23 protein-coding genes are annotated in these 22,325 nt (G+C 44.2%); 7 read left to right on the top strand and 16 right to left on the bottom strand.

Features of this window, described 5'->3' with window-relative positions:
• Nucleotide 1 precedes the first annotated feature (1 nt).
• From MHB83_RS07195 to MHB83_RS07165, 7 genes are all read right to left on the bottom strand, one after another.
• Nucleotides 2-1,015, bottom strand: coding sequence for a biotin-dependent carboxyltransferase family protein (locus MHB83_RS07195; RefSeq protein WP_342496765.1), 1,014 nt, complete (start codon nucleotides 1,013-1,015; stop codon nucleotides 2-4).
• Nucleotides 1,012-1,758 (bottom strand): 5-oxoprolinase subunit PxpB, encoded by a 747-nt coding sequence (gene pxpB / locus MHB83_RS07190; protein WP_342496764.1) that lies wholly within the window; start codon nucleotides 1,756-1,758, stop codon nucleotides 1,012-1,014. The genes MHB83_RS07195 and pxpB overlap by 4 nt, the downstream gene beginning before the upstream one ends.
• Nucleotides 1,759-1,776: 18 nt before the next feature.
• Nucleotides 1,777-2,568, bottom strand: coding sequence for a putative hydro-lyase (locus MHB83_RS07185; RefSeq protein WP_212046382.1), 792 nt, complete (start codon nucleotides 2,566-2,568; stop codon nucleotides 1,777-1,779).
• A 5-nt stretch (nucleotides 2,569-2,573) separates the two neighbouring features.
• Nucleotides 2,574-3,791, bottom strand: coding sequence for an NRAMP family divalent metal transporter (locus MHB83_RS07180; RefSeq protein WP_050945512.1), 1,218 nt, complete (start codon nucleotides 3,789-3,791; stop codon nucleotides 2,574-2,576).
• 26 nt (nucleotides 3,792-3,817) lie between these two features.
• Entirely contained in the window at nucleotides 3,818-4,576 is a 759-nt protein-coding gene (locus tag MHB83_RS07175) for a 5-oxoprolinase subunit PxpA (RefSeq protein ID WP_003214363.1), read from the bottom strand.
• A 172-nt stretch (nucleotides 4,577-4,748) separates the two neighbouring features.
• Nucleotides 4,749-5,504 carry a Cof-type HAD-IIB family hydrolase gene (locus MHB83_RS07170; protein WP_012008941.1) on the bottom strand — a complete coding sequence of 252 codons (756 nt, stop codon included), beginning with the start codon at nucleotides 5,502-5,504 and terminating at the stop codon, nucleotides 4,749-4,751.
• A 127-nt stretch (nucleotides 5,505-5,631) separates the two neighbouring features.
• On the bottom strand, nucleotides 5,632-5,901 hold the full coding sequence (locus MHB83_RS07165; RefSeq protein ID WP_003214076.1) for an excalibur calcium-binding domain-containing protein: 270 nt from the start codon (nucleotides 5,899-5,901) through the stop codon (nucleotides 5,632-5,634).
• 184 nt (nucleotides 5,902-6,085) lie between these two features.
• Here MHB83_RS07165 and MHB83_RS07160 point away from each other — a divergent pair, with 184 nt between their 5' ends.
• Genes MHB83_RS07160 through MHB83_RS07150 form a run of 3 tightly spaced genes read left to right on the top strand, consistent with a single transcriptional unit; the run spans nucleotide 6,086 to nucleotide 7,045 of the window.
• Complete coding sequence (locus MHB83_RS07160) at nucleotides 6,086-6,463, top strand: VOC family protein (protein ID WP_310026043.1); 378 nt, start codon at nucleotides 6,086-6,088, stop codon at nucleotides 6,461-6,463.
• A 24-nt stretch (nucleotides 6,464-6,487) separates the two neighbouring features.
• Nucleotides 6,488-6,781 carry a DUF5316 domain-containing protein gene (locus tag MHB83_RS07155; protein WP_137055614.1) on the top strand — a complete coding sequence of 98 codons (294 nt, stop codon included), beginning with the start codon at nucleotides 6,488-6,490 and terminating at the stop codon, nucleotides 6,779-6,781.
• Nucleotides 6,782-6,805: 24 nt separating this feature from the next.
• Nucleotides 6,806-7,045 carry a DUF2651 family protein gene (locus tag MHB83_RS07150; RefSeq protein WP_003214096.1) on the top strand — a complete coding sequence of 80 codons (240 nt, stop codon included), beginning with the start codon at nucleotides 6,806-6,808 and terminating at the stop codon, nucleotides 7,043-7,045.
• Between the two features lie 31 nt (nucleotides 7,046-7,076).
• On the opposite strand, the gene MHB83_RS07145 is transcribed toward MHB83_RS07150, so the two are convergent.
• The 5 genes from MHB83_RS07145 to MHB83_RS07125 all read right to left on the bottom strand — a co-directional run bounded on the left by MHB83_RS07145 (nucleotide 7,077) and on the right by MHB83_RS07125 (nucleotide 12,638).
• Nucleotides 7,077-7,469, bottom strand: coding sequence for a RidA family protein (locus MHB83_RS07145; RefSeq protein ID WP_034664057.1), 393 nt, complete (start codon nucleotides 7,467-7,469; stop codon nucleotides 7,077-7,079).
• Between the two features lie 227 nt (nucleotides 7,470-7,696).
• Nucleotides 7,697-9,445: a methyl-accepting chemotaxis protein gene (locus MHB83_RS07140; protein ID WP_310026036.1), complete on the bottom strand. Its 1,749-nt coding sequence runs from the start codon at nucleotides 9,443-9,445 to the stop codon at nucleotides 7,697-7,699.
• A 97-nt stretch (nucleotides 9,446-9,542) separates the two neighbouring features.
• Nucleotides 9,543-10,664 (bottom strand): mannitol-1-phosphate 5-dehydrogenase, encoded by a 1,122-nt coding sequence (locus tag MHB83_RS07135; RefSeq protein WP_310026034.1) that lies wholly within the window; start codon nucleotides 10,662-10,664, stop codon nucleotides 9,543-9,545.
• A 1-nt stretch (nucleotide 10,665) separates the two neighbouring features.
• Entirely contained in the window at nucleotides 10,666-11,100 is a 435-nt protein-coding gene (locus tag MHB83_RS07130; RefSeq protein ID WP_012008933.1) for a PTS sugar transporter subunit IIA, read from the bottom strand.
• A 95-nt stretch (nucleotides 11,101-11,195) separates the two neighbouring features.
• Entirely contained in the window at nucleotides 11,196-12,638 is a 1,443-nt protein-coding gene (locus MHB83_RS07125; RefSeq protein ID WP_342496763.1) for a PTS mannitol transporter subunit IICB, read from the bottom strand.
• A gap of 506 nt (nucleotides 12,639-13,144) precedes the next feature.
• Between MHB83_RS07125 and MHB83_RS07120 the strand changes: the two genes are divergently transcribed.
• From MHB83_RS07120 to MHB83_RS07110, 3 genes are all read left to right on the top strand, one after another.
• A complete protein-coding gene (locus tag MHB83_RS07120) occupies nucleotides 13,145-14,779 on the top strand; it encodes a copper resistance CopC/CopD family protein (protein WP_342496762.1) in 1,635 nt (544 codons plus the stop codon).
• 16 nt (nucleotides 14,780-14,795) lie between these two features.
• Nucleotides 14,796-15,410 carry a DUF1775 domain-containing protein gene (locus tag MHB83_RS07115; RefSeq protein WP_003214390.1) on the top strand — a complete coding sequence of 205 codons (615 nt, stop codon included), beginning with the start codon at nucleotides 14,796-14,798 and terminating at the stop codon, nucleotides 15,408-15,410.
• Nucleotides 15,411-15,607: 197 nt separating this feature from the next.
• Nucleotides 15,608-16,204, top strand: a complete 597-nt coding sequence (locus MHB83_RS07110) for an NAD(P)H-dependent oxidoreductase (protein ID WP_003213835.1) — start codon at nucleotides 15,608-15,610, stop codon at nucleotides 16,202-16,204.
• Between the two features lie 48 nt (nucleotides 16,205-16,252).
• On the opposite strand, the gene MHB83_RS07105 is transcribed toward MHB83_RS07110, so the two are convergent.
• From MHB83_RS07105 to gabT, 3 genes are read right to left on the bottom strand one after another with little or no spacing between them, the layout of a single operon-like run.
• A complete protein-coding gene (locus MHB83_RS07105; RefSeq protein ID WP_050945507.1) occupies nucleotides 16,253-17,647 on the bottom strand; it encodes an NAD-dependent succinate-semialdehyde dehydrogenase in 1,395 nt (464 codons plus the stop codon).
• Nucleotides 17,622-19,010, bottom strand: coding sequence for an APC family permease (locus tag MHB83_RS07100; protein WP_342496761.1), 1,389 nt, complete (start codon nucleotides 19,008-19,010; stop codon nucleotides 17,622-17,624). Before MHB83_RS07100 ends, MHB83_RS07105 begins: the two co-directional genes overlap by 26 nt.
• A gap of 21 nt (nucleotides 19,011-19,031) precedes the next feature.
• Nucleotides 19,032-20,348, bottom strand: coding sequence for a 4-aminobutyrate--2-oxoglutarate transaminase (gabT, locus tag MHB83_RS07095; RefSeq protein WP_050945505.1), 1,317 nt, complete (start codon nucleotides 20,346-20,348; stop codon nucleotides 19,032-19,034).
• A 108-nt stretch (nucleotides 20,349-20,456) separates the two neighbouring features.
• Between gabT and MHB83_RS07090 the strand changes: the two genes are divergently transcribed.
• Nucleotides 20,457-21,881, top strand: a complete 1,425-nt coding sequence (locus tag MHB83_RS07090; RefSeq protein WP_342496760.1) for a PLP-dependent aminotransferase family protein — start codon at nucleotides 20,457-20,459, stop codon at nucleotides 21,879-21,881.
• A gap of 30 nt (nucleotides 21,882-21,911) precedes the next feature.
• Here MHB83_RS07090 and MHB83_RS07085 read toward each other — a convergent pair whose 3' ends face one another.
• Nucleotides 21,912-22,223, bottom strand: a complete 312-nt coding sequence (locus MHB83_RS07085; protein WP_137055605.1) for a metalloregulator ArsR/SmtB family transcription factor — start codon at nucleotides 22,221-22,223, stop codon at nucleotides 21,912-21,914.
• Between the last annotated feature and the right edge of the window lie 102 nt (nucleotides 22,224-22,325).

Here is a 22,325-nt window from a genome sequence, read left to right as displayed (position 1 = left end):
TCTAAACGAATGCTTCCAGCTTGATTCTAGCAGCAAGCTCCTTCAGTTCTGCTTCTTGCTTAAATAGCGCCTGCTCCGCGTCCTGATGGTCGATTCGCTTAAAATACAAATTCGCCCCGGGCATCGCTTGTGCTATGAGCGGCAGATCGACCGTCGCAACTTCTCCAATCCGCGGGTATCCGCCTGTTGTTTGCCGATCTGCCAGCAGAATAATCGGCTGACCGTCAGGAGGAATTTGAATAGAACCAAAGGCAACCGCCTCTGAAATCAATTCAAGCTTTTCTTTTAAATAAACCGGCTCCCCCTTCAAGCGGCAGCCCATGCGATCTGATTGAGGCGTGACCTGGTAAGGCTGTTCAAAAAAGGTGTGTTGAGATGTTTCTTGAAAAAAAGAAAGGTGTCTCCCTGGCAGCACCCGAATCACGGGCGATTTCCGCAGCGGCAAAAAATGTGTATGACTTACAGTCCAATCGGGTGCGCTGTACGCCGACTGCTTCAGATTGCTTTTGAGTCTATCAGACAATCGATCCGCTACGATTAAAGGCTTTCCAATGGACAGGATGTCTCCTTTTTCAAGCGGACGTCCGTTCAGTCCACCGATTCCTGCTCTCACATAAGTGCTTTTGCTCTCCATCACCGGCTCTACATCGAATCCGCCTGCCACAGCAAAGTAAGCGCGGCAGCCTCTTTTACAAGGTCCAAAGGTGATCGTGCTTCCTGCTCGAATAAAAAGCGGCTTCCATAAAGGGGCTGGCTCTCCATCGATGTCGATCTCCACATCAGCGCCAGTCACTGCAATAAGCGCATCCTTGTGACATGTCAACACAGGACCCGGCCCCATTAATGTGATTTCCAGTACGGCTTCGTTTTCCTCGTTGCCTGTGAGAATGTTGGCAATTCTAAGCGAGAGCGCATCCATGCCGCCGCTCGTTAAGACGCCATACTTTTGATAGCCTTTCCGCCCTTTATCTTGAATGGTTGTGAACATTCCTGGCTTGATGACATGAATACTCAACGTTCTGCCTCCTTCATGCTGAAAAATTCCTTTTCAGACATTTGGACAAATCTGACCTCGTCCCCTGCTCTCAATAGACTCGGGACTTTCTCGTCTGGTCGAAAGAGTGGCAGCGGTGTTTGTCCAATGAGCTGCCAGCCGCCAGGTGTGGAAATGGGGTAAACGCCGGTCTGCTTTCCCGCAATGCCGACAGATCCTTTTGGAATGGACATTCTCGGTGTTTCCCTGCGCGGGGCTACGATCTTTTCAGACAGCCCGCCTAAAAACGGAAACCCTGGGGCAAATCCAATCATATAGACAAGATACGTCCCTGCGGTGTGAATACGCACGACTTCTTCTGGTGTTAAATGATTGATCCGGGCGACTTCTTCTAAATCAGGACCCAGCTCTCCCCCGTAGCAGACCGGTATGTCGATGGTGCGGCGCTTAGCCTGAACCCCCTCCTGCCATTTCTCTTCAAGGAGTGTTTCAATATAGCTTTTCACCCATTCATAGGGGGACAAATCTTGTTGTTGAAGATGGGCAGATTGATAAACGGTATAAGGCTCGTAGAAAACAGTCACGTTTGTAAAGGCTTGAACAGCTTCCACATATCCGGCAAATGGATGCTGTTCAATACAAGAAAACAGCTGCACAACACGCTCATGAATTTCTTCACATATGTCTGCTCCTGCTTGAATAACGATCGCTGCATCTCCTAACGGGTGGAAGGTGATAGAATTTTTTATTGTTGAAAATGCCACTTGAGGACCCCTCTCTTTCTAAAGCACACCAAGCTGTTGATCTCGTTGATCTGTGATGAACATATGCCCAGGTGCATGGGTAATCGCAATGTCTGGTTTTGTATGCATGACAATGGCTTGCGGCGTCACACCACATGCCCAAAACACCGGGACCTCTCCTTCTTTGATCACAGATGGTTCTCCAAAGTCCGGCTGATCCACATTGTCAATTCCGATCATCGCTGGGTCACCTATATGAATGGGGCCACCATGAACTGACGGGAACCTAGACGTCACTTGTACACTTCTTGTGATCTGATGCGCCGGAATGGGTCTCATGCTGACGACCATCGGGCCATGAAATGCCCCCGCCCTTTCACAAGCGATATTCGTTTGATACATCGGAACGTTATGGCCGTTTTCAATATGGCGAACAGGGATATCATTCAGCATGAGCGCATGCTCAAACGTAAAACTGCAGCCGATGAGAAAGGCAACCATATCGTCCTCCCAATAAGCAGAGATATCTGACACCTCTTCTTGAAGAATCCCTTTTCGGTAAACACGGTATTTAGGAAAGTCCGTACGAATATCCGCTTGAGGTGCAGACCGTCTCGGCACTGGATCACCCGGCTCCAGCACATCAAGCAAGGGGCATGCAGCCGGATTGCGCTGACAAAACAACAGGAAATCAAAGGCAAGTTCCTTTTTGACGATCATTAAGTTGGCTTGAGCATATCCCTCTGCTAGGCCTGCCGTTGGCCCTGTGATTTCTTTTTTACGAATCAACTCTCTGATCTGTGAAGGCTCATATGTTTGATAGATATTCATTCGATTCAGCTCCATAGTTTTGGAATTTCATTGATGATGGTATATCCGCCCATCATTGCCATGATGACAACTACAAATGCGCCTGATACTGTCAAAAAGAATGGATGTCGATAATCCCCGACAATGTCTTTCTTATAAGCCGCTACCAGCAAGGTGCCAAGCGCGAGCGGTAAGATCAATGCATTGATTGCCCCAACTAATATCAATATGTTCACAGGTCTTCCGATCGTAATAAAACAAATGGTCGAGAGGGCAATAAAGCCGATGATAATGCCACGTTGATTTTGCTCAATTTTTGGCGAGAAGGTTTTAAAGAAGGACACTGATGTATATGCTGCTCCAATGACGGACGTAATTGCCGCAGCCCACATAATAATGCCAAACATTTTATATCCGATATTTCCTGAAGCTAGTTGAAATACAGAGGCAGGCGGGTTAGATGGATCAATCTGCAAGCCTTTTGCGACAACTCCTAATGTAGCAAGAAAGAGTGCTACACGCATGATGGACGTAATGAGGACACCGAAAATAGAGCTTTTCGTCACTTGGGGCAATGCTTCCTTCCCCTTAATACCTGCATCCAGCAAGCGGTGTCCGCCAGCGAAGACGATATAGCCGCCTACTGTTCCGCCTACAAGTGTCACAATGGATAAAATATCAATTTTCTCTGGGACAAATGTTCTCACTGCCGCTTCTCCAACTGGCGGTGCTGTTGAAATCGCCACATACAGCATCAGACCAATCATGACAAAACCCGCTATCTGTGTGAAACGGTCCATCGCTTTTCCAGCCTCTTTGATCACAAAGATCAGAATAGCAATAGCAGCACTGACCCCTGCACCGATTCGCGGATCGACTCCGAAAATGACCTGAAAACCGAGACCAGCACCAGCGATATTTCCGATGTTAAAGGCAAGTCCCCCAATGACAATCAAAACGGCCAGGACATAGCCGAGACCCGGCAGAACCATATTTGCAATATCCTGCCCTCGTTTTTCTGACACAGCGATGATGCGCCATACATTGGTTTGCGCAAAAATATCTAACAAAATAGAGATGAGAATGACAAACCCAAAACTAGCCGCCAGCTGCTGTGTAAAGACAGTCGTTTGTGTTAAAAATCCCGGTCCGATGGCGGACGTCGCCATTAAAAAGGCTGCGCCCATCAGCATAGACCGGTTCCCCTTTGGTGCCTTCGTGTGCTTGACTTCCTCTTTTTTCATGCTGTTTCCCCCTTTGATGACGATTTTTATTGAAAGGCTTTGAGATGAATGCTCGCTTCTTTTAGCTTTGATGTAATAGTTTTGGCAAATTGGAGCGCATGGATGCCGTCTCCGTGAATACAGACAGTATCCGCTTTAAGCGAAATGTCTTCCCCTTGAACGGTATGAACCTTCCCTTCTCTCACCATACGAACGACTTGCTGAACGGCCAGTTCATCGTCTTCAATGAGTGCGTGTGGTTCGCGGCGGGATGTCAGCGTCCCGTCTGATTGATAGGTCCGATCAGAAAATACTTCATGCGCCACTTGAAGACCCATTCTCTCACCTGCTATCGCAAGTTCACTGCCTGAAAGCCCGTATAATACAAGACTTGGATCGACATGATACACAGCCTTCGCAATCGATTCAGATAATTCAGTATTTTTAGCTGCCATGTTGTACAGGGCGCCGTGTGGCTTGACATGCTGCATCGTGCCGCCTTCTGCTTTGAGAAAGGCTGATAGAGCGCCAATTTGATAGACGACGAGATCATAGGCTTCCTCTGCTGAAATCGCCATTGGACGTCTGCCAAATCCGACTAAATCTTGCAGACCCGGATGCGCGCCAATTCGGACCCCTTTATCCAGTGCCATTCTGACGGTTTTTCTCATGACTGTTGGATCTCCTGCATGAAAACCACAAGCGATGTTGGCTGAGGTGACATATTCTAAAATTTGTTCATCCGAACCGATAGTATATTGACCAAAGCTTTCTCCCAAATCACAGTTGATATCTACTTGATACATAGGATCCCTCCTTGTTGTTCCGAATAACGGAACATAAAGTCCGAATATTCGAATTTATATTGATTATATCAATTTTGGATAGATTGCACATGACATTGTCAGAAAACATAACAATAGAACTAGGACATAAAAAAGCGAGAGGATATCGCCTCTCGCTTTTTCATCATGTTCTTTATTTAGACAGCACCCAATGCTGGATGGCTTTTGCTACACCGTGTTCTGTGTTAGGAGCTGTAATCCAATCAGCGGCTTCTTTCACCACTTCTTGCGCATTTCCCATCGCAATACCTAATCCGGCTTCTTGGATCATAGCCATATCATTTAGGCTGTCGCCAAGTGACATGACATTGTCCATCGTACAGCCAATGCGTTCTGCTACCTTTGCAAGAGCTGCCGCTTTGTTAATGCCAGCTGCGTTGACTTCGATATTGGTTGGACTTGAATTTGTGATTTCTAGATGCTCGTTTGTTTTCAATGTATTGAGTACTTCCTCTCGAACGTCATCATCATGAATATCAAAGCCAAATTTCAACCATTCATGGTCATGAATTCGTTCTGGGAATTCACCTCTCCACACCTTATCCACAGTGGAAGCCCAGTAATCGGTTTCGTACCTATTTTTTAGATCCCACATCATTTGGACATGATCAGGATGCAATAGATCTCGTTCGATCAGCTGGAAGTTTGAATCCCAGATTTCACTTCCGTTTGCTGTCACAAGGTAAGAGGACAGCTTGAGCGGCTCAACCAGCTCTCGGCATGTCATCAGCGTCCGCCCTGTGCTAATCACCACATGGACCCCTTTTGCTTCAGCATCTTTAATGGCTTGTTTATTTTCCTCTGGAATGACGTGTTCACTGTTTAACAGCGTGCCATCCATATCAATGGCAATCAATCGGATGTCTTTCTTATCAGCTTGAATGGACAAATTGAGTACCCCTCTTTGTATCATTTTTTGTAACTATCTTTATTTTAATATAAAGAGGGAGATGGCACAAAGGGACGAGTTTGATCCCATAGAAAAAAGACCTTGTTACAGGTCTCTTCGCATTGGCTTAGCGTTCACATGCAATCCCGTCTTTATCACGGTCAAGTCGCTTATTTTTTTGGTAAAGTGCTTTTGACACATACGGCTTGTACTTTGTTTTGCCGCCTTTGTTTTTCGTGTTTTTGCTTTTCGCTACGCCGCCTTTATAGACTTTGTTCAGCGCTTTGCAGTTTTTGTAGGACTTGACTGTTTTTGCATCTGCAGTGTGGGTGTCGACTTGTGTAACGCTTAGTAAAAGACCTAAGGACAAGACAGCCACCATGATTTTTTTCAACATGTAGAATCCCCCTATTTTTTCTATTTTTACATTTTTATCATATGTCACCACTTTTTGTTTTTCAAGACTATCGAGCTAAATATATTGATTTTTTTGGAATAAAACATGCTTTATATCCTATATGGTACACTGAGTGGGAAACCTTTCCGGTTTTGACACGTATATGAAGAGAGGAGTTTTTCACATGAAAATGAAATATACCATTCTATATGTAAACGATGTTGAGGCAAGTATTCATTTTTATCAACATGTACTTGGCTTTCCTATGAAACTTAGGGTTGAATCCTATGTTGAGTTTGACACGGGGGACGTGACATTATCGATTAACTCGCGTCAGGATGTCAAAGATGCACTTGGATTGCCTGTCCCTGAAGCAAATCAATCCTCGCAAACGTTTGAGATTGGATTTGTTGTGGATGATGTGGAACAAACCATTGCATCAATGAAGAAAAAAGGGGTTTCGATCATCAAAGAACCTGCAAAAAAACCATGGGGTCAAACCGTCGCTTATGTCGCTGATCCTGATGGTCATTTCATTGAAATATGTGATGCCGTCTCCTAATCCTGTTTAAAGGAGTGAACCAGTATGAGAAAAAAACATGCCTTTATCGCCGGTGTTTGCTCAATGATTGTGATTTGCAGTGCCGCTATTATTTTGCAGCACCATGAGTGGATAGGATGGGTCAGTGGTGGAATCTCTATTATCGGGATCATGATGTCTGGGCTTCTAATGGGGGCTTGGACAAGCGGAGATGAAACAAGAGCCGCCTATCATTCTGAAACGAAAGAACACCGCATGTGGCGTCTGGATACGGCCTTTCTCATGATGATCTTTGCACTTCCGCACATGGCAGTGTCGATCTTTTATTTTTTAATGTAACACTTGTTAAAAGGAGTTCGTCATATGGCTGTTTTTATTTTATTCGTTGTATTTGGCTTCCCTATTCTTTCTGTGCTGATTGGCATTTTTGGCACAATGCTTTTGAAGAATGTTTGGATGCCGACTTTGATTGTCCTGTTAGCCAGCGTCATTCTCATGTACACATACATTGGCGGGGATGAATCCTTTCTCATTTGGGTCATCATCTACACCGTCTTTACGTTGATCGCTGCATGGATGACAAAGCGGTTTCGGTTCAAGTAAAAAAGAACAGTTTGCACTGTTCTTTTTTTGATCATATATCGGCGCACCATAGCTCAATTTCAATTTTCAGCTCAGGCCATCCTAAAGCTGATACATAAGCAACCGTCATTGATGGGTAAGCTGTTTTGAAGATCGTATCCCACTGAGGATATAGATGATCCCAGTCGATTTCTTCTGTTGCCCATATATTGACCTTGATGACATGCTCTTCATTCAATCCTTCTGATTCAAGGATTTTTTTGATATTTTCAAACGTATTGGTTACCTGGTCGTTTAAACTTGATGGTACCTGTCCATCGATATCTGTTCCGACTTGACCCGATGTAACAAATAATCCCGCGCCCTTTGGTACTCTTGTGATATGACTATAGCTGCCAACGGGCTTCGGCATACTTTCTGGGTTTTTTCTTGTGATTTTTTCCATATGATTTCCCTCACTCACTTTGATTTTTCTGCTAGATTTCTCTTCATGTAGACAGACTTCACCAATTTCTATCTATCCTAAAAGAAAACAGCAGTGGAGTATCCATAGCCACAAGGTAAGAACATCAATATTTTCTTTTTCATGACCGGAACACTCCCTTTTGATTGCGTGAGCAAGGTTTTGATTAACTATATAGTACCTGAAACGAGACGTTCAGTCAAAATGGTTTATAGACGATAGCGCGCAATATCGTGATTCAATCGTATGCTTAGTTCATTGAGCCTTTCTGCTGCTTTTGCCACATTAGAGATGGCTGTCACTTGTTCGTCTGTGGATGCGGTGATCTCTTCGATCGCAGCGGCATTTTCCTGAGAAATATGGGCTGCGCCTTGCATGGCTTTTGTGATGAGGTCGTTTTGCTCTAGTAATGCATTCAGCTCTTTTGCCATTGCGTCTGTTTCAACGATGGTTTGTGAAATCGACGTAGAGATGGCATTGAATTCATGTTCTGTTGCATGTACCGCGTCATCTAACTCAGCGAAACGATCCATTGTGTTTGACATCATGTCGGCTGTTGCCGTCGTTTCTTCTTTAATGCCTTGTACCATTTGCTGAATTTGCACAGCTGATTGTTTTGTCTGCTCTGCTAAATTCCGCACTTCACTCGCCACAACCGAGAAGCCCTTGCCGTGCTCTCCTGCGCGTGCTGCTTCTATGCTGGCATTCAGCGCAAGTAAATTCGTCTCATTTGAAATACTTTCAATCGTATCTGTAATTTTAGAGATATCCTGTACTTTTGTACTTAATTGCTCAATGCCTGCTCTAATGCCTTGAGACGCTTGAATGGATTGTTCATTTGATTGTTTTAATTGCTGAACAATTTGCTGGCCCTGCTGCGAAGATTGATTCGATTGGTCAGAGATTCGTTTAATTTGGTCACTTTGTTCTTTGACGTTCTCAATCGATTGATTGAACTGGGTCATTTGTTGATTGGCTACATCAAGGTCAGATGCCTGATGAAGCGTTCCAGTCGATATGTCACCAATCGCTCGGCCAATCTCTTCACTGCTAGCTGAGGTTTCTTCAGATATTGCTGATAAATCTGTGGCTGATTCGACGAGTTGACTGCTCGTTTCCTGTAGACCGCTTACAAGTGTCCGGAGTTCTCCTGACATATGATTAAAGCCTTTTGCCAGCTGTCCAATTTCATCTGTTGTTTCTTTTAAACTCGTGCGTTCAATATTCCCCGCCGCAATTTCTTTTGAAGCAGCAGTGACTTGCTTGAGCAGTCTGACCTTTCCTCGAGCAGCTAAATAAAAGACGCCAAGGCTGAGAAGAGCGACACCTGCTGTAATGAGCATGATATAGAGCTTCATCTGCTCTAATTCTTTATAAAATTCATCCTGAAAGACGGCAATGCCGATACTCCAATTCCAGGGCGTGAACTGGCTCATATAGGCAAGCTTTTGCTTTTCTTCCCCAGTGGCATCGTCCTTATCTAAATAGGTCACATAGTGTGCATCCTCGCCTTCTGATTTGGCTCCAGCGACCATTTTTTCACGATTGGTCGTGTTATCTGGAATGACGCCAATGTCATTGACAGGATGGACTTGAGAGGAATAATCTGCTCCATATGCGACAAGATAGCCTTTATTTTTATAGATAAAATCTGACTTTTGAAATTGGTACCCTTTCCCGTTGTCATTTTTTGGCCCGCTCAAGTAAATGCGGGCTTGTTCCTGTGCCTGTTCAATCGTCAGTTCTTTTTTCTCTACACGATCATTCAACTGTTCAAGTGTAGCCATTGCACCGCTGACGATGTGCTTTAAATCGGCTTTCCCCGCATCAATTAAGACATGTTTCGCTAATAAATACCCCGTTGTCCCAACAAGTCCGCCGGTTAAGATCGTGATGACGATAATGGCAGACATTAATTGAAAAAAGACACTCCTTGACGCAAACATTTTCCTTTTCATATACAAATTCCCCCTTACTTCATATATCGACAAACGGGGTAAAGTATTAAAAAGTCATCAAAAAATCCCTTTCACTCGTTGGAAAGGGATTTTCTAATTATCGATCTGTTTCTTTAAGAATGGCTTGATAGAGATCATCTGCTGGCGTGAGGCCACATACTTCTTCCAGCACACCTTCAATGCCTTTTTCTTTTCTTAATGCCTGCAAACGAACCGCTTCTTCGTCTTCGGCGAAGTCATAAGCGAGAGCTGCAGCAATGCCTTTGATTAAGTACACTGGCTGCTTGATCTTTTTCGCCGGTCCGATTAAACGGTCATCTGCTCCTAGCTTTCTAAGAGGAGAGCGTGCGACGCGAGTGACTTCGTCGGAGATAAAAGCATTTTCGAATCGTTTGATGATTTTTTGAATATACGCATCATGTTCTTCTTTTTCAAAGCCATATGTGTCGATTAAATAACTGCCCGTTTCGTGCAGTGCACCTTCAACCACCTGGCGAATCTCTGGTGTATCGACGGCTTCTTTAATCGTTTGAACGCCTTGCTGATACCCGACATAAGCCGCTAGTGCATGTCCTGTATTGACAGTAAAGAGCTTGCGCTCAATATACGGCGTCAAATCTTGTACAAAGGTCGCTCCGTCAATTTGAGGAACGTCCCCAATAAAGCCAGTCTCATCAATGACCCATTCGAAAAATGGCTCGACTGATACTTTTAAAATGTCCTCATGGTGCTGAATCGGCACAATGCGGTCCACAGCAGCGTTTGGAAAACCAACTGTTTTTGATAACGCTTCTTGTTCCTCTTCTGTTAGATGAGAGAAAACGGCTTCTTTTAAATGAGAGCTGCCTCCAATCATATTTTCACATGCCACGATGTTGATGATATGGTCAGGCTTTTTCTGTTTCAATCCTTCAGCAATCGATGAAGCAATGATCTTCAAAACGGTTGGTCCAACAGCTGTTGTAATCAAATCGGCTGATGCCACCGCCTCTGTTAATGCCGCTGGGTCTTGTGCAGAATTGATCGCTGTCACTGGACCGACTACTTCTTGCTTCTGACCTGGTGCTGCGAGTTCAACCGTGTATTCTCCTCTTGCATTCAGCTCGTTGATGACCGCTTCATTTACATCAGTGAAGACAAGCTCAAAGCCTGATGTTTTTAACAAAGAACCGATAAACCCTCTGCCAATATTCCCTGCTCCAAAATGAAGTGCCTTCATGTTAGTTCACCTCGTTAAAGATGGCGATCAATTCATCCTGATCCTTTGCATGGATGATGCGTTCTACATTTTCCTCTTCTGAACAGACAATCGCAATTTGAGAAAGAATATCGAGATGTTCGTTGTTTTTACCTGCGATGCCAAAGACGACTTTGGCGATATTTCCTTCGCCGTATTCAACGCCATCTGGAATTTGAATGATGGAAATCCCAGAATGAAGGACAGCTGCTTTCGCATCCTCTGTGCCATGAGGAATCGCAATCCCGTTGCCCATAAATGTAGACGAGATATTTTCTCTTTCAAACATTTTGTCAACATAATCACTTGTGACATAGCCATTTGCCACTAGGACTTCGCCTGCTTTTTTAATGGCTTCTTCTTTCGAGCCTGCTTGTTCGTTTAGAAATATATTGTCTTTTGATAGTACTTGTTTCATGAATGATCACACCTTTTTTTAGAATGGAAAATCAGGAAAACAACCAAAACGGGGAGTTCAATGAAGAAAAATTGAACTCAACCCGTTTCGCCATGTTATTTTTTCAATTTCTCAATTAGCTCATCGTATTTCGGGCTGTTTAAGAAATTATCAACTGAGATATGCACAGCGCCTGGCAATTTTGCCTTGGCTCTGTCTGTTAAATCTTTATGAGTGAAGACCACATCAGCATCATTTGGAATGTTGCTGATGGATGTGTTTGTCACATCAATATCAAGCTCTGCCTTTTTGACTTTATTCTTTAAGATGGATGCGCCCATCGCACTTGAGCCCATTCCTGCATCACAGGCAAAGATGATTTTGTTCACATCATCTGGATTGACATCACTTGGAGATGCTGCTTGCTCATTTGCTTCAGCGTCTTCTTTTTGTGCTGTAAGAGCAGAGGCGGCTGCGCTTTTCTTCCCTTTCATGTCCTGCATTTTTTCTGTTGCTGCTGTTAAGTCTTCGGCAACTGCTTTTGAAGCTTTTAAAATCACAGAAGCGACAAGGAATGAGACGACGGTAGCCACGACAACACCTGCTAGAACAGCAAGATGTCCGCCTTTTGGTGACATCAGCATGAGAGCGATAATACTTCCTGGTGACGGCACAGCCTTTAAGCCTGCATTTAACAGGGTAAAGGTCAGAACGCCGCTCGCTCCCCCTGCAATCACCGCCAAAATGAGCTTTGGTTTCATTAAGATGTACGGGAAGTAAATCTCATGAATTCCTCCTAAAAATTGAATGACAATCGCACCCGGTGCAGACTGCTTTGCATTCCCTCTTCCGAAGAACATGTATGCAAGTAGAACACCTAAACCTGGCCCTGGGTTTGTTTCAAGCAAGAACAGAACGGACTGCCCTGTCTTCGCCGCTTGCTCTACTCCTAAAGGACCTAATATCCCTTGATTAATCGCATTGTTTAAGAACAAGACTTTCGCTGGTTCAATGAAAATACTTGCCAGCGGAAGCAAATGTGCATTCACAATGATATCTACACCTGCCGCAAGGGCTTTATTTAGACCAAGTACCACTGGTCCGATGGCGTAGAAGGCAATCGCGACAAGAATGGCACCTAAAATCCCTGCCGTAAAGTTATTCACAAGCATTTCAAAGCCCGATTTGATTCGATCTTTGAAGAGCTGATCAATTTTCTTAATCAAGTAACCGCCAAGTGGTCCCATGATCATGGCACCTAAAAACATTGGAATGTCCGAACCGACAATGACCCCAATCGTCGCGGTTGCACCGAGTACCCCGCCTCGATGGTCGTATACGAGTTTACCGCCTGTGTAACCGATTAAGAGCGGCAGTAAGTAGTTGATCATTGGGCCAACAAGTGAAGCTAATTGTTCATTTGGCCAATAGCCACTCGGAATGAATAAGGCCGTAATGAGTCCCCAAGCGATAAATGCTCCAATATTCGGCATAATCATGCCGCTTAAATAGCTTCCAAAGCGCTGTACTTTTACGCGGAATCCGCTTTTTTCCTGCATCTATGAAAACTCCTTTCTTCTTTCCCTTTATTTAGGGCTTTATAGGTCAAAAGATATAAGAACAAGTGTCAGTGAAGCCCTTAACCTTATCGTAAAACGCTTTCACTTTCCCTTCAATTGAAACTAAATGTCACTTTGTCACTTAGTGTGTGACAAAATTGAAATATGATGTGAATTCTCTGTCAGAGCATAGGACAAATAGAGTAAAAAAGTTGATGTGCCGTGGTTTTGACGCAAAATTCATTGGAATTTCACAACTTTCAAATCGTCACTTCTTGTTTCCTCTTCTTAAATCGAATAGGCTTATACATGATCAAACCTATTCAATCAAGAAATGTCTGCGCAGACATGACACAGAAAAAGTGAACCATCTTGCTGTTTGTTTCGTTTACCTTTTAGAGTGAGCGGCACAATAGGAGGAGCGGTTTTTTCTGTGACTCACAGTTTACTGCCGCTTTCTTTCTGATACATGAGACATTTTCATAGGTAGAAAGGCGGTTATACACTTGTTGAAACATAGTAAGTGGCTTCTGCTCCTTATCGTTACGTTTGCTTTTTTCATTCCAAAGGAAGCATTTGCCCATGCATACGTCGTCAGCTCGAATCCAGCAGCAAATGAAGAGCTGGAGAAGCAGCCTCCTTCGGTCTCTATCACATTTAGTGAAGGAATCGAAAGTGGATTTCATGCCATTAAGGTGCTAAATGCAAAAGGTGATCGTGTGGATCAAGGTGATACGGTCATCAAAGATCAAAAAATCATGGAAGCTGCTTTAAAAAAGGGTTTACCAAAGGGAATTTACACCATTCAATGGAATGCGGTATCAGCAGACGGGCACTCTGTCTCTGGCATGATCCCGTTTAGTATTGGCAAAGCGGATGGCGGTTTTGACCAATTAGATCAAGGTCAAACGAATGAATCCATCGATGTTGCCTCAACCATTGACAAAGCCTTTCTTTATACGTCGTTTAGCTTATTTCTCGGGACCATTTTGTTTGGACTGTTTTGGTTTAAAGCAGCCATTTCACCTGTATTAGCGAAACGAATGAAATGGCTTTTGACATTGTCACTGGTCATGATGGGCGGAGCACTCATGTTCCAGCTGCCGATTCAAACAAAATCAGCGGCAGACGTGTCTTTTTGGGGAGCATTTCAGCCAGCGCTTTTACAAGAAACCATTGCATCGACTTCTGGCGGTAGTTTGTGGATGATGCTCATGGTGTCATTTGTTCTTCTAACCATTTGGAGCCTAGTTGCGATGAAAAAAGGGGATTTCACTTCTTTTCGGGTATGGTTGTTTCCACTGCTCCTATTCGCAGTACTTCTCTGGCTGAAGGCACAAATCGGACATCCAGCAGCAACGGATAATAAAATACTGACAACGTCACTTGATTTCATCCATCTCGTTTCTGCATCAATCTGGGTCGGTGGTTTAACAGCCATTGTGCTTTTATTGTTGAAGAAGCTGCCAAATGAAGATCAGCCGCTCTTACGAAATACGTTAACAGCGTTTCACCCTTGGGCACTGCTCTCTGTTGGACTCATTGTGTTTTCAGGATTTGTAAATGCGATCTTTATTTTGCAATCGTTTGATGCTCTTTTCGAATCAGCATACGGACGAACCTTTTTAATCAAGCTTGGCTTATTTATCTTGATGGGCCTTCTTGGGCTTGTCCATTACTTGATGCTAAGATGGGAAAAGAAACAGAAACAAAACGTTTCGTTACGAGCTGAGTGGATCATCGGAATCGCTATCTTGTTATTAACAGCTGTATTCACCAATATCCCGAGCCCTCCTCCGCCTGCACCTGAGCCGTTCTTCGGCGCAAACCAAGTGGAGCATCGTGACATTGTGTCCATGAGCATTACCCCTAATGCCCCGGGCAAAAACACATTCGAGGTCGCATTTACAAAGAAGGATGGACAAACGATTACTGATATTCAATCTGTGTCAGCCAAGATCCATAAAGTCACCTTATTCGGTGAAGAGAAACCGAGTGAATTTCAGCTGAAACGATTAAAAAATGGTCATTACTCTGCTGAAAACCTCTTGTTAAATGAAAAAGGCACTTGGAAAATTGACATCCATGCGTTAACTGGTTCTTTTGAAAATATTGATACCACATTTATTAGAAGAAACTAAAAGGAGTTCATACCATATGAAAAAATACGTTAAAGCTTTATTACCAATGCTTCTCGCTTCATTTTTATTGGCGATTCCTGTAAGTGCTCACGTCACAGTCAAACCTGATACGTCTGCGACAAATGCGTGGGAAACCTATACGTTAAAAGTTCCTTCTGAGAGTGACAGCCCAACGACTAAGGTTGTCTTGACAATACCTAAAGGCGTCGAATTCCAACAATATGAGCCAGTCTCTGGATGGAAAACGTCAACTGAAGAAAAAGATGGCAAGGTAACAAGAGTGACTTGGGAAGCAACGGGTAAAGGCGTGCTTGCCGGACAGTTCCAGCAATTCGTTTTTGTAGCGAAAAACCCTGAAAAAGCAGGCGAAGCTGCATGGGATGCGTATCAATATTATAAGGATGGAACGGTCGTTGAATGGACTGGCGATCAAGATGCTGATAAGCCGCATTCGATCACAAACATTGTCGCATCTAATACGGTAACGGATTCACATGGTCAAGAAAAACCAAAAGAAGAAAAGGCATCTGAAACAGCCTCCAATTCTTCTTCACCACTTGTGCTAGGGTTGTCCATTGCTGCTCTAGTCGTAGCACTGATTGCGCTTGTGCTTGCTTTTAGAAAGAAATAATTGATTCGTAAGCGATCGTTTTCACGGAAACGATCGCTTTGTTTCTTTCCACCTTGCCTGAACACGAGATGCAAGGCTTTGCCTGCAAGCTTGGACGATCAACCTCCATTTTCCCAACCTATTATTACCAATATAGGATTGAATAGGATGATGACGCATGCCATAATGAGACACATGACCACCTAGGAGGCTATAAGATGAACCATCTAATTATATTTGCTCATCCCCAGCAAAGCTTAAATCAAACCTTATTAGATCTTGTTGTCAGCACTCTTTTGAACAATGGTCATAAAGTGACTGTTCGTGATGTTTATGCTCTTGGTTTTTCACCAGAACTAAGCATCTTGGAAAAGGCTGCGATCAAACGGGGTGATCTCCCAATTGCCATTCAAACAGAGCAGAAGCTGATTCAGCAAGCAGATGTCCTAACGTTTATTTTCCCCATTTGGTGGACAGGCTTACCCGCTATGCTAAAGGGCTATGTAGAACGCGTTTTTTCTGAGGGCTTCGCTTATCAAATCAATGAGCATGGGGCTATTGAAAACCTGCTTCGGCACAAAAAAGGTGTCATTATCAACACGCACGATGCTCCAAGGACCTTTCTTGACTCTAACCGGATCGTTTCCGCTTCCCACCGAATGACATCAGATACAGAAGTCTTCAATTTTATTGGTGTTGAGCCTGTTGAACGACTTTTGTTCAGCAGCATGGAGCAGGCACCAGCAGATTACATCCACGACATTCTGAAAGAAACAAAAGAAACGGTGGAGCAGCTTTTTCCGCCGGCTGTTTAACATAAAAAAGACTGCCGAGATTCCTTATTCGGACAGTCTTTTTCACGTCTATTCGTCTAAACCAATGGATACATATTTGGTTTCTAAATAAGGTTCGATCCCTTCGATGCCGCCTTCACGGCCAATTCCGCTTTCTTTCATTCCTCCGAATGGTGCTTGAACAGCCGATGGGCCGCCATCATTCCAGCCAATAATCCCGTAATCAAGATTCTCTGAGATGTAGAGGCCGTTTCGATAATTTTCTGTAAAGAAATAAGCTGCAAGACCAAAAGGTGTATCGTTCGCTAATTCAATCGCTTCATCTAGCGTTTTGAACGTCGTAATCGGTGCCACTGGTCCAAAGGTTTCTTCATGCATGATGTTCATGGAAGGGTCCACATGTGTGAGAACCGTTGGCTGGACAAAATAATACGACTTGTCATCATCGAAATGCGTATCTCCGCCGACAAGGATTTTCGCCCCTTTATCGACTGCATCTTGAATTTGGCTGACAATTTTATCAAAGCCACGCTTGTTGATAATTGGGCCGATGGATGTGCCCTCTTCAAAGCCATTTCCCACTTTCAGCTTTTCGACCTCTTTGCTGAAGCCTTGAGCAAATGCTTCATGAATGTCTTCATGCACAATTAAGCGGTTGGCACAGACACAGGTTTGTCCTGCATTACGGAATTTAGATGCCACTGCTTGTTTGACAGCTAGTTCAAGATTGGCATCTTTGTCTACGATGAGCGGGGCATGACCACCAAGCTCCATTGATACGTGCTTGACTGTACTTGCACTGTTTTTGATCAAATGCTTTCCGACCGGCGTTGAGCCTGTGAACGTGATTTTGCGAATCAATGGACTATCTGTGAATATTTCACCGACTTCTTTTCCATCTCCAACCACCCATTGCAGGGCATCCTCTGGAATTCCGGCTTCGTGGCCTAATTTTACAAGTTCAATAGCCGTCAGCGGCGTATCTTCGGCAGGCTTCACAATAAAGGTACAGCCCGCTGCAAGTGCTGGTGCTGCCTTTCTCGTGATCATGGCTGCTGGGAAATTCCACGGTGTAATGGCCGCAACAGGTCCAACTGGCTGCTTTGTGACAAAAAGGCGTTTGTTCGTCGTATGTGACGGAATGGTTCTGCCGTAGATTCGTTTGGCTTCCTCTGCGTACCATTCAATATATCCAGCCGCATAAACGATTTCGCCTAATGCTTCTTGATACGGCTTCCCGTTTTCTTCCGTGATGATTTTTGCGAGCCTTTCTTTATGTTCAATCATGAGATCAAACCACTTGCGAATGATATTGGCACGTTCATGCGCTGACGTTTTTGCCCATGCTTTGAATGCTTGATGTGAGCGAGAAATGGCGTCTTCGATCTGTTCTTTTGTATGCTGAGCAACTGAAGCAATTTCTTCTCCTGTTGCAGGATTATACACTTTGAGTTCGTTTGTCATGCTCTACCGTCTCCTTCGTTCTTGGATTCATTACATATAGTATATACCCAATGAGTGCCCAACCTAAAAGCAATATCCATTCAGCTGGCCATGATAAGGAGGCCGGCATCCCTGGAAAATAAAATGAAAGAAACAGGAGACTCAGCCCGATGGCTAAAACGCCTGTCGTTCGCCAATACTTAATGCGGTACGGACGCTCAAGTTCTGGTTCTGCTTTACGAAGTTTCATAAAGGCAATGGACACAATTAAGTAACCGACGATGATCCCAACACCGCCTGCATTGACAATCCATACGAGAGCAGGGCGCCCTAATAATGGAGCGAAAAAGGCCAAAGCACCAAGAAATAAAATGGCATTTGTCGGCGTTTTATACTTTGGATGAATATACGCAAACCATTTGGAAATCATGCCTCTTTCCGCCATCGCGTATAGAATACGGCTTGCACCGATAATAAAAGCATTCCAGCTCGTCACAATCCCTGCTACACCGCCAATGACAAGCACTGTCCCAAATGCTTGATGACCGAGAAGCTGCACCATGGCATCTGCTGTCGCCAATGAAGAGGCTTCAAGCTGTCCTTTTGATAGCCCCGCAGCTACCCCAAAGACAATAAGTAGGTAAAATACGACCGCACTCACGATGGAGATAATTAAAATTCTCCCAATGATTTTCTTTGGCGCATTAATCTCTGCTGCTACTTGCGGAATCACATCAAAACCAACGAATAAAAAAGGAATCATGACTAACACGGCCATAAGCCCGCCAACCCCGCCTTGAAACATTGGCTCAAGGTTTGCAAAATCTCCATTAAAAGTCGCGCCGCCTAAAAGGAGAAAGCCTGTCAAAATAATCGCTACTGTGAACACAGACTGAAAAATGGCTGCGGGCTTTGCCCCAATGTAATTCAGTGCTGTTAAAAACAGTGCACCGCCAGAACCAATCAATACCCATGTGAAATAAACGTCCCATCCCCCTATATTCCATAGGAAGCCAACATGCTTTGTTGGAATCACATAATCAATAACTGTCGGCAAGGCAACAGCCTCAAACGTAATGACGGACACATAACCAAACAATACGCCCCATGCTGAGACGAACGCTGATTTCATCCCAAATGCCCGCTGGACAAAGACGAGCCCTCCGCCTGTCTCTGGAATCGCAGACGAAAGCTCAGCATACGTCAGTCCAATAAAAATGACGAGAATACCGCCTATAACGAAGGCAATCACACTGCCTAAAAATCCAGCTGTTAAAATCCAATCTCCCGAAAGTACAACCCAGCCCCATCCAAGCATTGCACCAATGGATAAAAACAGTACGTCAGACTGCGACATGGTTTTTGCCATTTGTTGTTTTTGCATACAACCATCCCCCTTTGTTGTTTAGCGTGCTTTGAAGGCGTCCTCGATGATCCCTAGTCCTTCATGAAGCAGCTCATCTGTGATGACAAGTGGTGTTAAAAAGCGAATAATATTCCCATTAATCCCTGCCGTTAATAAGAGTAGTCCGTGCTTGTTTGCATAGACTGCAATCGCTGCGGCTGTTTTCTTATCTGGTGTACGCGTTGTTTGATCTTCCACAATTTCAATCGCCGCCATTGCCCCTAATCGGCGTACTTCCCCGATGAATGAGTACTTACTTCTCCACTCATTCGCTTTGTCCTCAATGACTTGTCCGATGTGCTCAGATCGTTGATTTAGTTGTTCTGATTCAATAATATCAAGAACCGCTAGTGCTGCCACGCAGCCTAATGGACTTCCTGCATATGTTCCCCCTAGCTCCCCTGGATCTGCCGCATCAAGCAGTTCTTTTCTGCCGACGACACCGCTCAGCGGCAGGCCAGCTGCAAGTGATTTTGACACCGTGATTAAGTCAGGCACCACATCAAAGTGCTCAATCGCAAAATATTTCCCTGTTCTCGCAAAGCCTGTTTGGATCTCATCTGCTACAAAGACAATCCCGTGCTGCTGACAGAATGAAGCGACATGCTGAACAAAACGCTTCGATGGTACAATGAATCCGCCCTCCCCTTGGACTGGCTCCATGACCACACACGCAACGGTTTCTGGTGCAACGGCAGCGACGAAGAATTGATTGAATTGATCAATGATGTACTCATCGTAGGCTGCATCGCTTAACCCTTCTGGCTTCTGATAGTAATACGGGTATGGCGCTTGATACACCTCTGACGCAAATGGTCCGAACCCAAATTTATATGGCTTGACCTTACTCGTCATGCTCATCGTCATATTCGTTCTGCCGTGGAAGCCTCTTGTAAACGAGACAACGGCCTGTCTTTTCGTATATTTACGTGCAATTTTCACCGCATTTTCAACGGCTTCTGCGCCTGAATTGAGAAAAATGGCTTTCTTGTCATGATCGCCTGGTGTGAGGCGGCATAGCTTTTCAGCTAATTCAATATACGATTCGTACATCATCACGTTGAATCCTGGGTGAATCAGACTGTCTGCCTGTGCTTTGACGGCTTCCACAACCTTTGGATGTGAATGCCCTACATTTAACGTACCGATAGCACCGGCAAAATCGATAAAACGTTTCCCATCGATATCGAACAGCTCGGCTCCCTTCCCTTTTGCTGCAAGATGACGGTTGCCATTACTCACGCCTCTTGCGACATATTGATCTCTTTTCCCCTGCCATTCCTCTGTTGAAAAACGGTTTGTTGTCGTTTGACTCATTGTCATCCATCCCCTTTATGTCTTTTTTATTATTCTGAATATTTTTTGGTATGATAGAAAGTACCAATATCATTTTTTTCATGGTACCAGAGAGGAAGGAATGACAAGATGCTGACAATTCAACTAGACCAAACAGGGGCAAACGGATTTATTTATCATCAAATTTACACGAAAATTAAAGGTGAAATTTTAAATCGAAACCTTCAGCCGCATGATCAATTACCTTCCAAACGAGAGTTAGCCGATACTTTAAATGTCAGCGTCAATTCAGTGAATGGCGCATATCAGCAGCTGCTTGCCGAGGGATATTTATATTCGGTTGAACGCAAAGGTTTTTTCGTGGAATCACTAGAAACGTTTCATGAATCAGGTCAGCTGAAACCCTCTACACTCCCAGCAGATTTAAAGGAAGAGCCGATTGCACGGGACGATTGGTATTCCTTTTCACATATCTCAGTCGATACCACTCATTTTCCCTTTAAAAGCTGGTTGAAAAGTGAACAAAAGGCGATCAGCCTCCACCAAGAAGCGTTTGGCGAGCTTCCGCATCCACAAGGTGTGTACGAGCTTCGGGAAACGATTGCCCGGTTAATCGGGCTGGCAAGAGGAGTCAAATGCTATCCAGAACAGCTCATTTTAAGTGCAGGCACGCAGTCGCTTATCCATTCGTTATCAAGTATTCTTCCAGCCGATCAAGTATACGGGTTAGAAAACCCTGGCTATCGCCGGCTCTATCAAATGCTAAAAAACAATCATCACCGAATTGAAACGATAGGCATTGATCAAAAAGGAGTGCGGATGAGTGACATTCAGAAGAAAGAGCCGAATGTGTTGATCATTACCCCTTCACATCAATTCCCAACAGGGGTGATTATGCCAATTTCCCGGCGGATTCAGCTCTTAAACTGGGCAGCCGATGAGCATGACCGTTATATCATTGAGGATGATTATGACAGTGAATTCAAGTATGGGACTGACAGCATTCCAGCGCTGCAAAGTTTGGATCGATATGACAAAGTCATTTATATGGGGACCTTTTCAAAATCATTGCTACCAGGCTTAAGGCTAAGCTACATGGTGCTCCCGCAGCATTTATTAAGACGCTATAAGGAAGAACAGCACTTTTTCATTCAAACGGCCAACCTTTTTACACAACACACCCTTCTTCATTTTATAAAGGATGGGGCGTATCAGCGGCATATTAAAAGAATGAATGGTTTATATGAGGAAAAGCGGAAGCAGCTCATTGAAGAGCTCGACACGGTTTTTGCTGACAACGTGCGGATTATTGGGGAAAATGCTGGACTTCATTTTATCGCAGAGTTCCGTTCAAACCGCACGCAGCATGAGATTTTACAGCGAGCCAAAGAAAGAAAGCTGAAAATGTATGGAATGGACCGTTTTACCCTTGATGAGCAATTACCGGGGCATCAGGAAGGATTTGTTCCACTCGTTCTTGGCTTCTCTCATATGCGACCAGAGGATATTAAGCCAGCGGTAAAACGACTGTATGAGTCGATTTATGGAAAATAAAACAGCCAGCTGCTTTACTAGACAGCTGGCTTACCACCGCTCTTTATCTACGGCTAAAATGGATGACACGAGTCCAGGAAAAGCGGTCTCGATGTCTTCTTTTCTTAAAGAATAGTAGCGGTGTTTTCCGTCAATTCTCACTTTCACGATGCCTGCCTCCCTCAGCACTTTGAAGTGATGGGAAAGCGTAGATTTGGCAATGTTCATTTCATATGTGCCGCATGTCCTCTCCCCCGTTTCCGCTAAACAGCGGACAATTTCTAAACGGACAGGATCAGCCAAAGCGTGCAGCACAGAAATCAGTCTCATGTCTTTTTGGGTTGGATAGATTGGATTATTCATACGATAAATGTATCGTATTTTGTGCCAACATACAATTTTCTTACTCGCCTCATAAAGTAACGATACATCCTTCGCAAACGACTATGACCATATACAAGCTTT

The organism is Bacillus sp. FSL K6-3149 (assembly GCF_038630515.1).
GTDB classification, from domain to species: domain Bacteria; phylum Bacillota; class Bacilli; order Bacillales; family Bacillaceae; genus Bacillus; species Bacillus pumilus.
Note: the sequence above shows the minus strand (reverse complement) of the source record. Positions and strands in the feature narration are given on the sequence as shown.

Bases quoted from the DNA above. Each gene is read 5' to 3' on its own strand.
- MHB83_RS07185 (WP_212046382.1), bottom strand. From the start codon at position 2,568: ATGAATATCTATCAAACATATGAGCCTTCACAGATCAGAGAGTTGATT.
- MHB83_RS07180 (WP_050945512.1), bottom strand. From the start codon at position 3,791: ATGAAAAAAGAGGAAGTCAAGCACACGAAGGCACCAAAGGGGAACCGG.
- MHB83_RS07175 (WP_003214363.1), bottom strand. From the start codon at position 4,576: ATGTATCAAGTAGATATCAACTGTGATTTGGGAGAAAGCTTTGGTCAA.
- MHB83_RS07165 (WP_003214076.1), bottom strand. From the start codon at position 5,901: ATGTTGAAAAAAATCATGGTGGCTGTCTTGTCCTTAGGTCTTTTACTA.
- MHB83_RS07160 (WP_310026043.1), top strand. From the start codon at position 6,086: ATGAAAATGAAATATACCATTCTATATGTAAACGATGTTGAGGCAAGT.
- MHB83_RS07155 (WP_137055614.1), top strand. From the start codon at position 6,488: ATGAGAAAAAAACATGCCTTTATCGCCGGTGTTTGCTCAATGATTGTG.
- MHB83_RS07150 (WP_003214096.1), top strand. From the start codon at position 6,806: ATGGCTGTTTTTATTTTATTCGTTGTATTTGGCTTCCCTATTCTTTCT.
- MHB83_RS07145 (WP_034664057.1), bottom strand. From the start codon at position 7,469: ATGGAAAAAATCACAAGAAAAAACCCAGAAAGTATGCCGAAGCCCGTT.
- MHB83_RS07140 (WP_310026036.1), bottom strand. From the start codon at position 9,445: ATGAAAAGGAAAATGTTTGCGTCAAGGAGTGTCTTTTTTCAATTAATG.
- MHB83_RS07135 (WP_310026034.1), bottom strand. From the start codon at position 10,664: ATGAAGGCACTTCATTTTGGAGCAGGGAATATTGGCAGAGGGTTTATC.
- MHB83_RS07130 (WP_012008933.1), bottom strand. From the start codon at position 11,100: ATGAAACAAGTACTATCAAAAGACAATATATTTCTAAACGAACAAGCA.
- MHB83_RS07125 (WP_342496763.1), bottom strand. From the start codon at position 12,638: ATGCAGGAAAAAAGCGGATTCCGCGTAAAAGTACAGCGCTTTGGAAGC.
- MHB83_RS07115 (WP_003214390.1), top strand. From the start codon at position 14,796: ATGAAAAAATACGTTAAAGCTTTATTACCAATGCTTCTCGCTTCATTT.
- MHB83_RS07110 (WP_003213835.1), top strand. From the start codon at position 15,608: ATGAACCATCTAATTATATTTGCTCATCCCCAGCAAAGCTTAAATCAA.
- MHB83_RS07105 (WP_050945507.1), bottom strand. From the start codon at position 17,647: ATGACAAACGAACTCAAAGTGTATAATCCTGCAACAGGAGAAGAAATT.
- MHB83_RS07100 (WP_342496761.1), bottom strand. From the start codon at position 19,010: ATGCAAAAACAACAAATGGCAAAAACCATGTCGCAGTCTGACGTACTG.
- gabT (WP_050945505.1), bottom strand. From the start codon at position 20,348: ATGAGTCAAACGACAACAAACCGTTTTTCAACAGAGGAATGGCAGGGG.
- MHB83_RS07090 (WP_342496760.1), top strand. From the start codon at position 20,457: ATGCTGACAATTCAACTAGACCAAACAGGGGCAAACGGATTTATTTAT.
- MHB83_RS07085 (WP_137055605.1), bottom strand. From the start codon at position 22,223: ATGAATAATCCAATCTATCCAACCCAAAAAGACATGAGACTGATTTCT.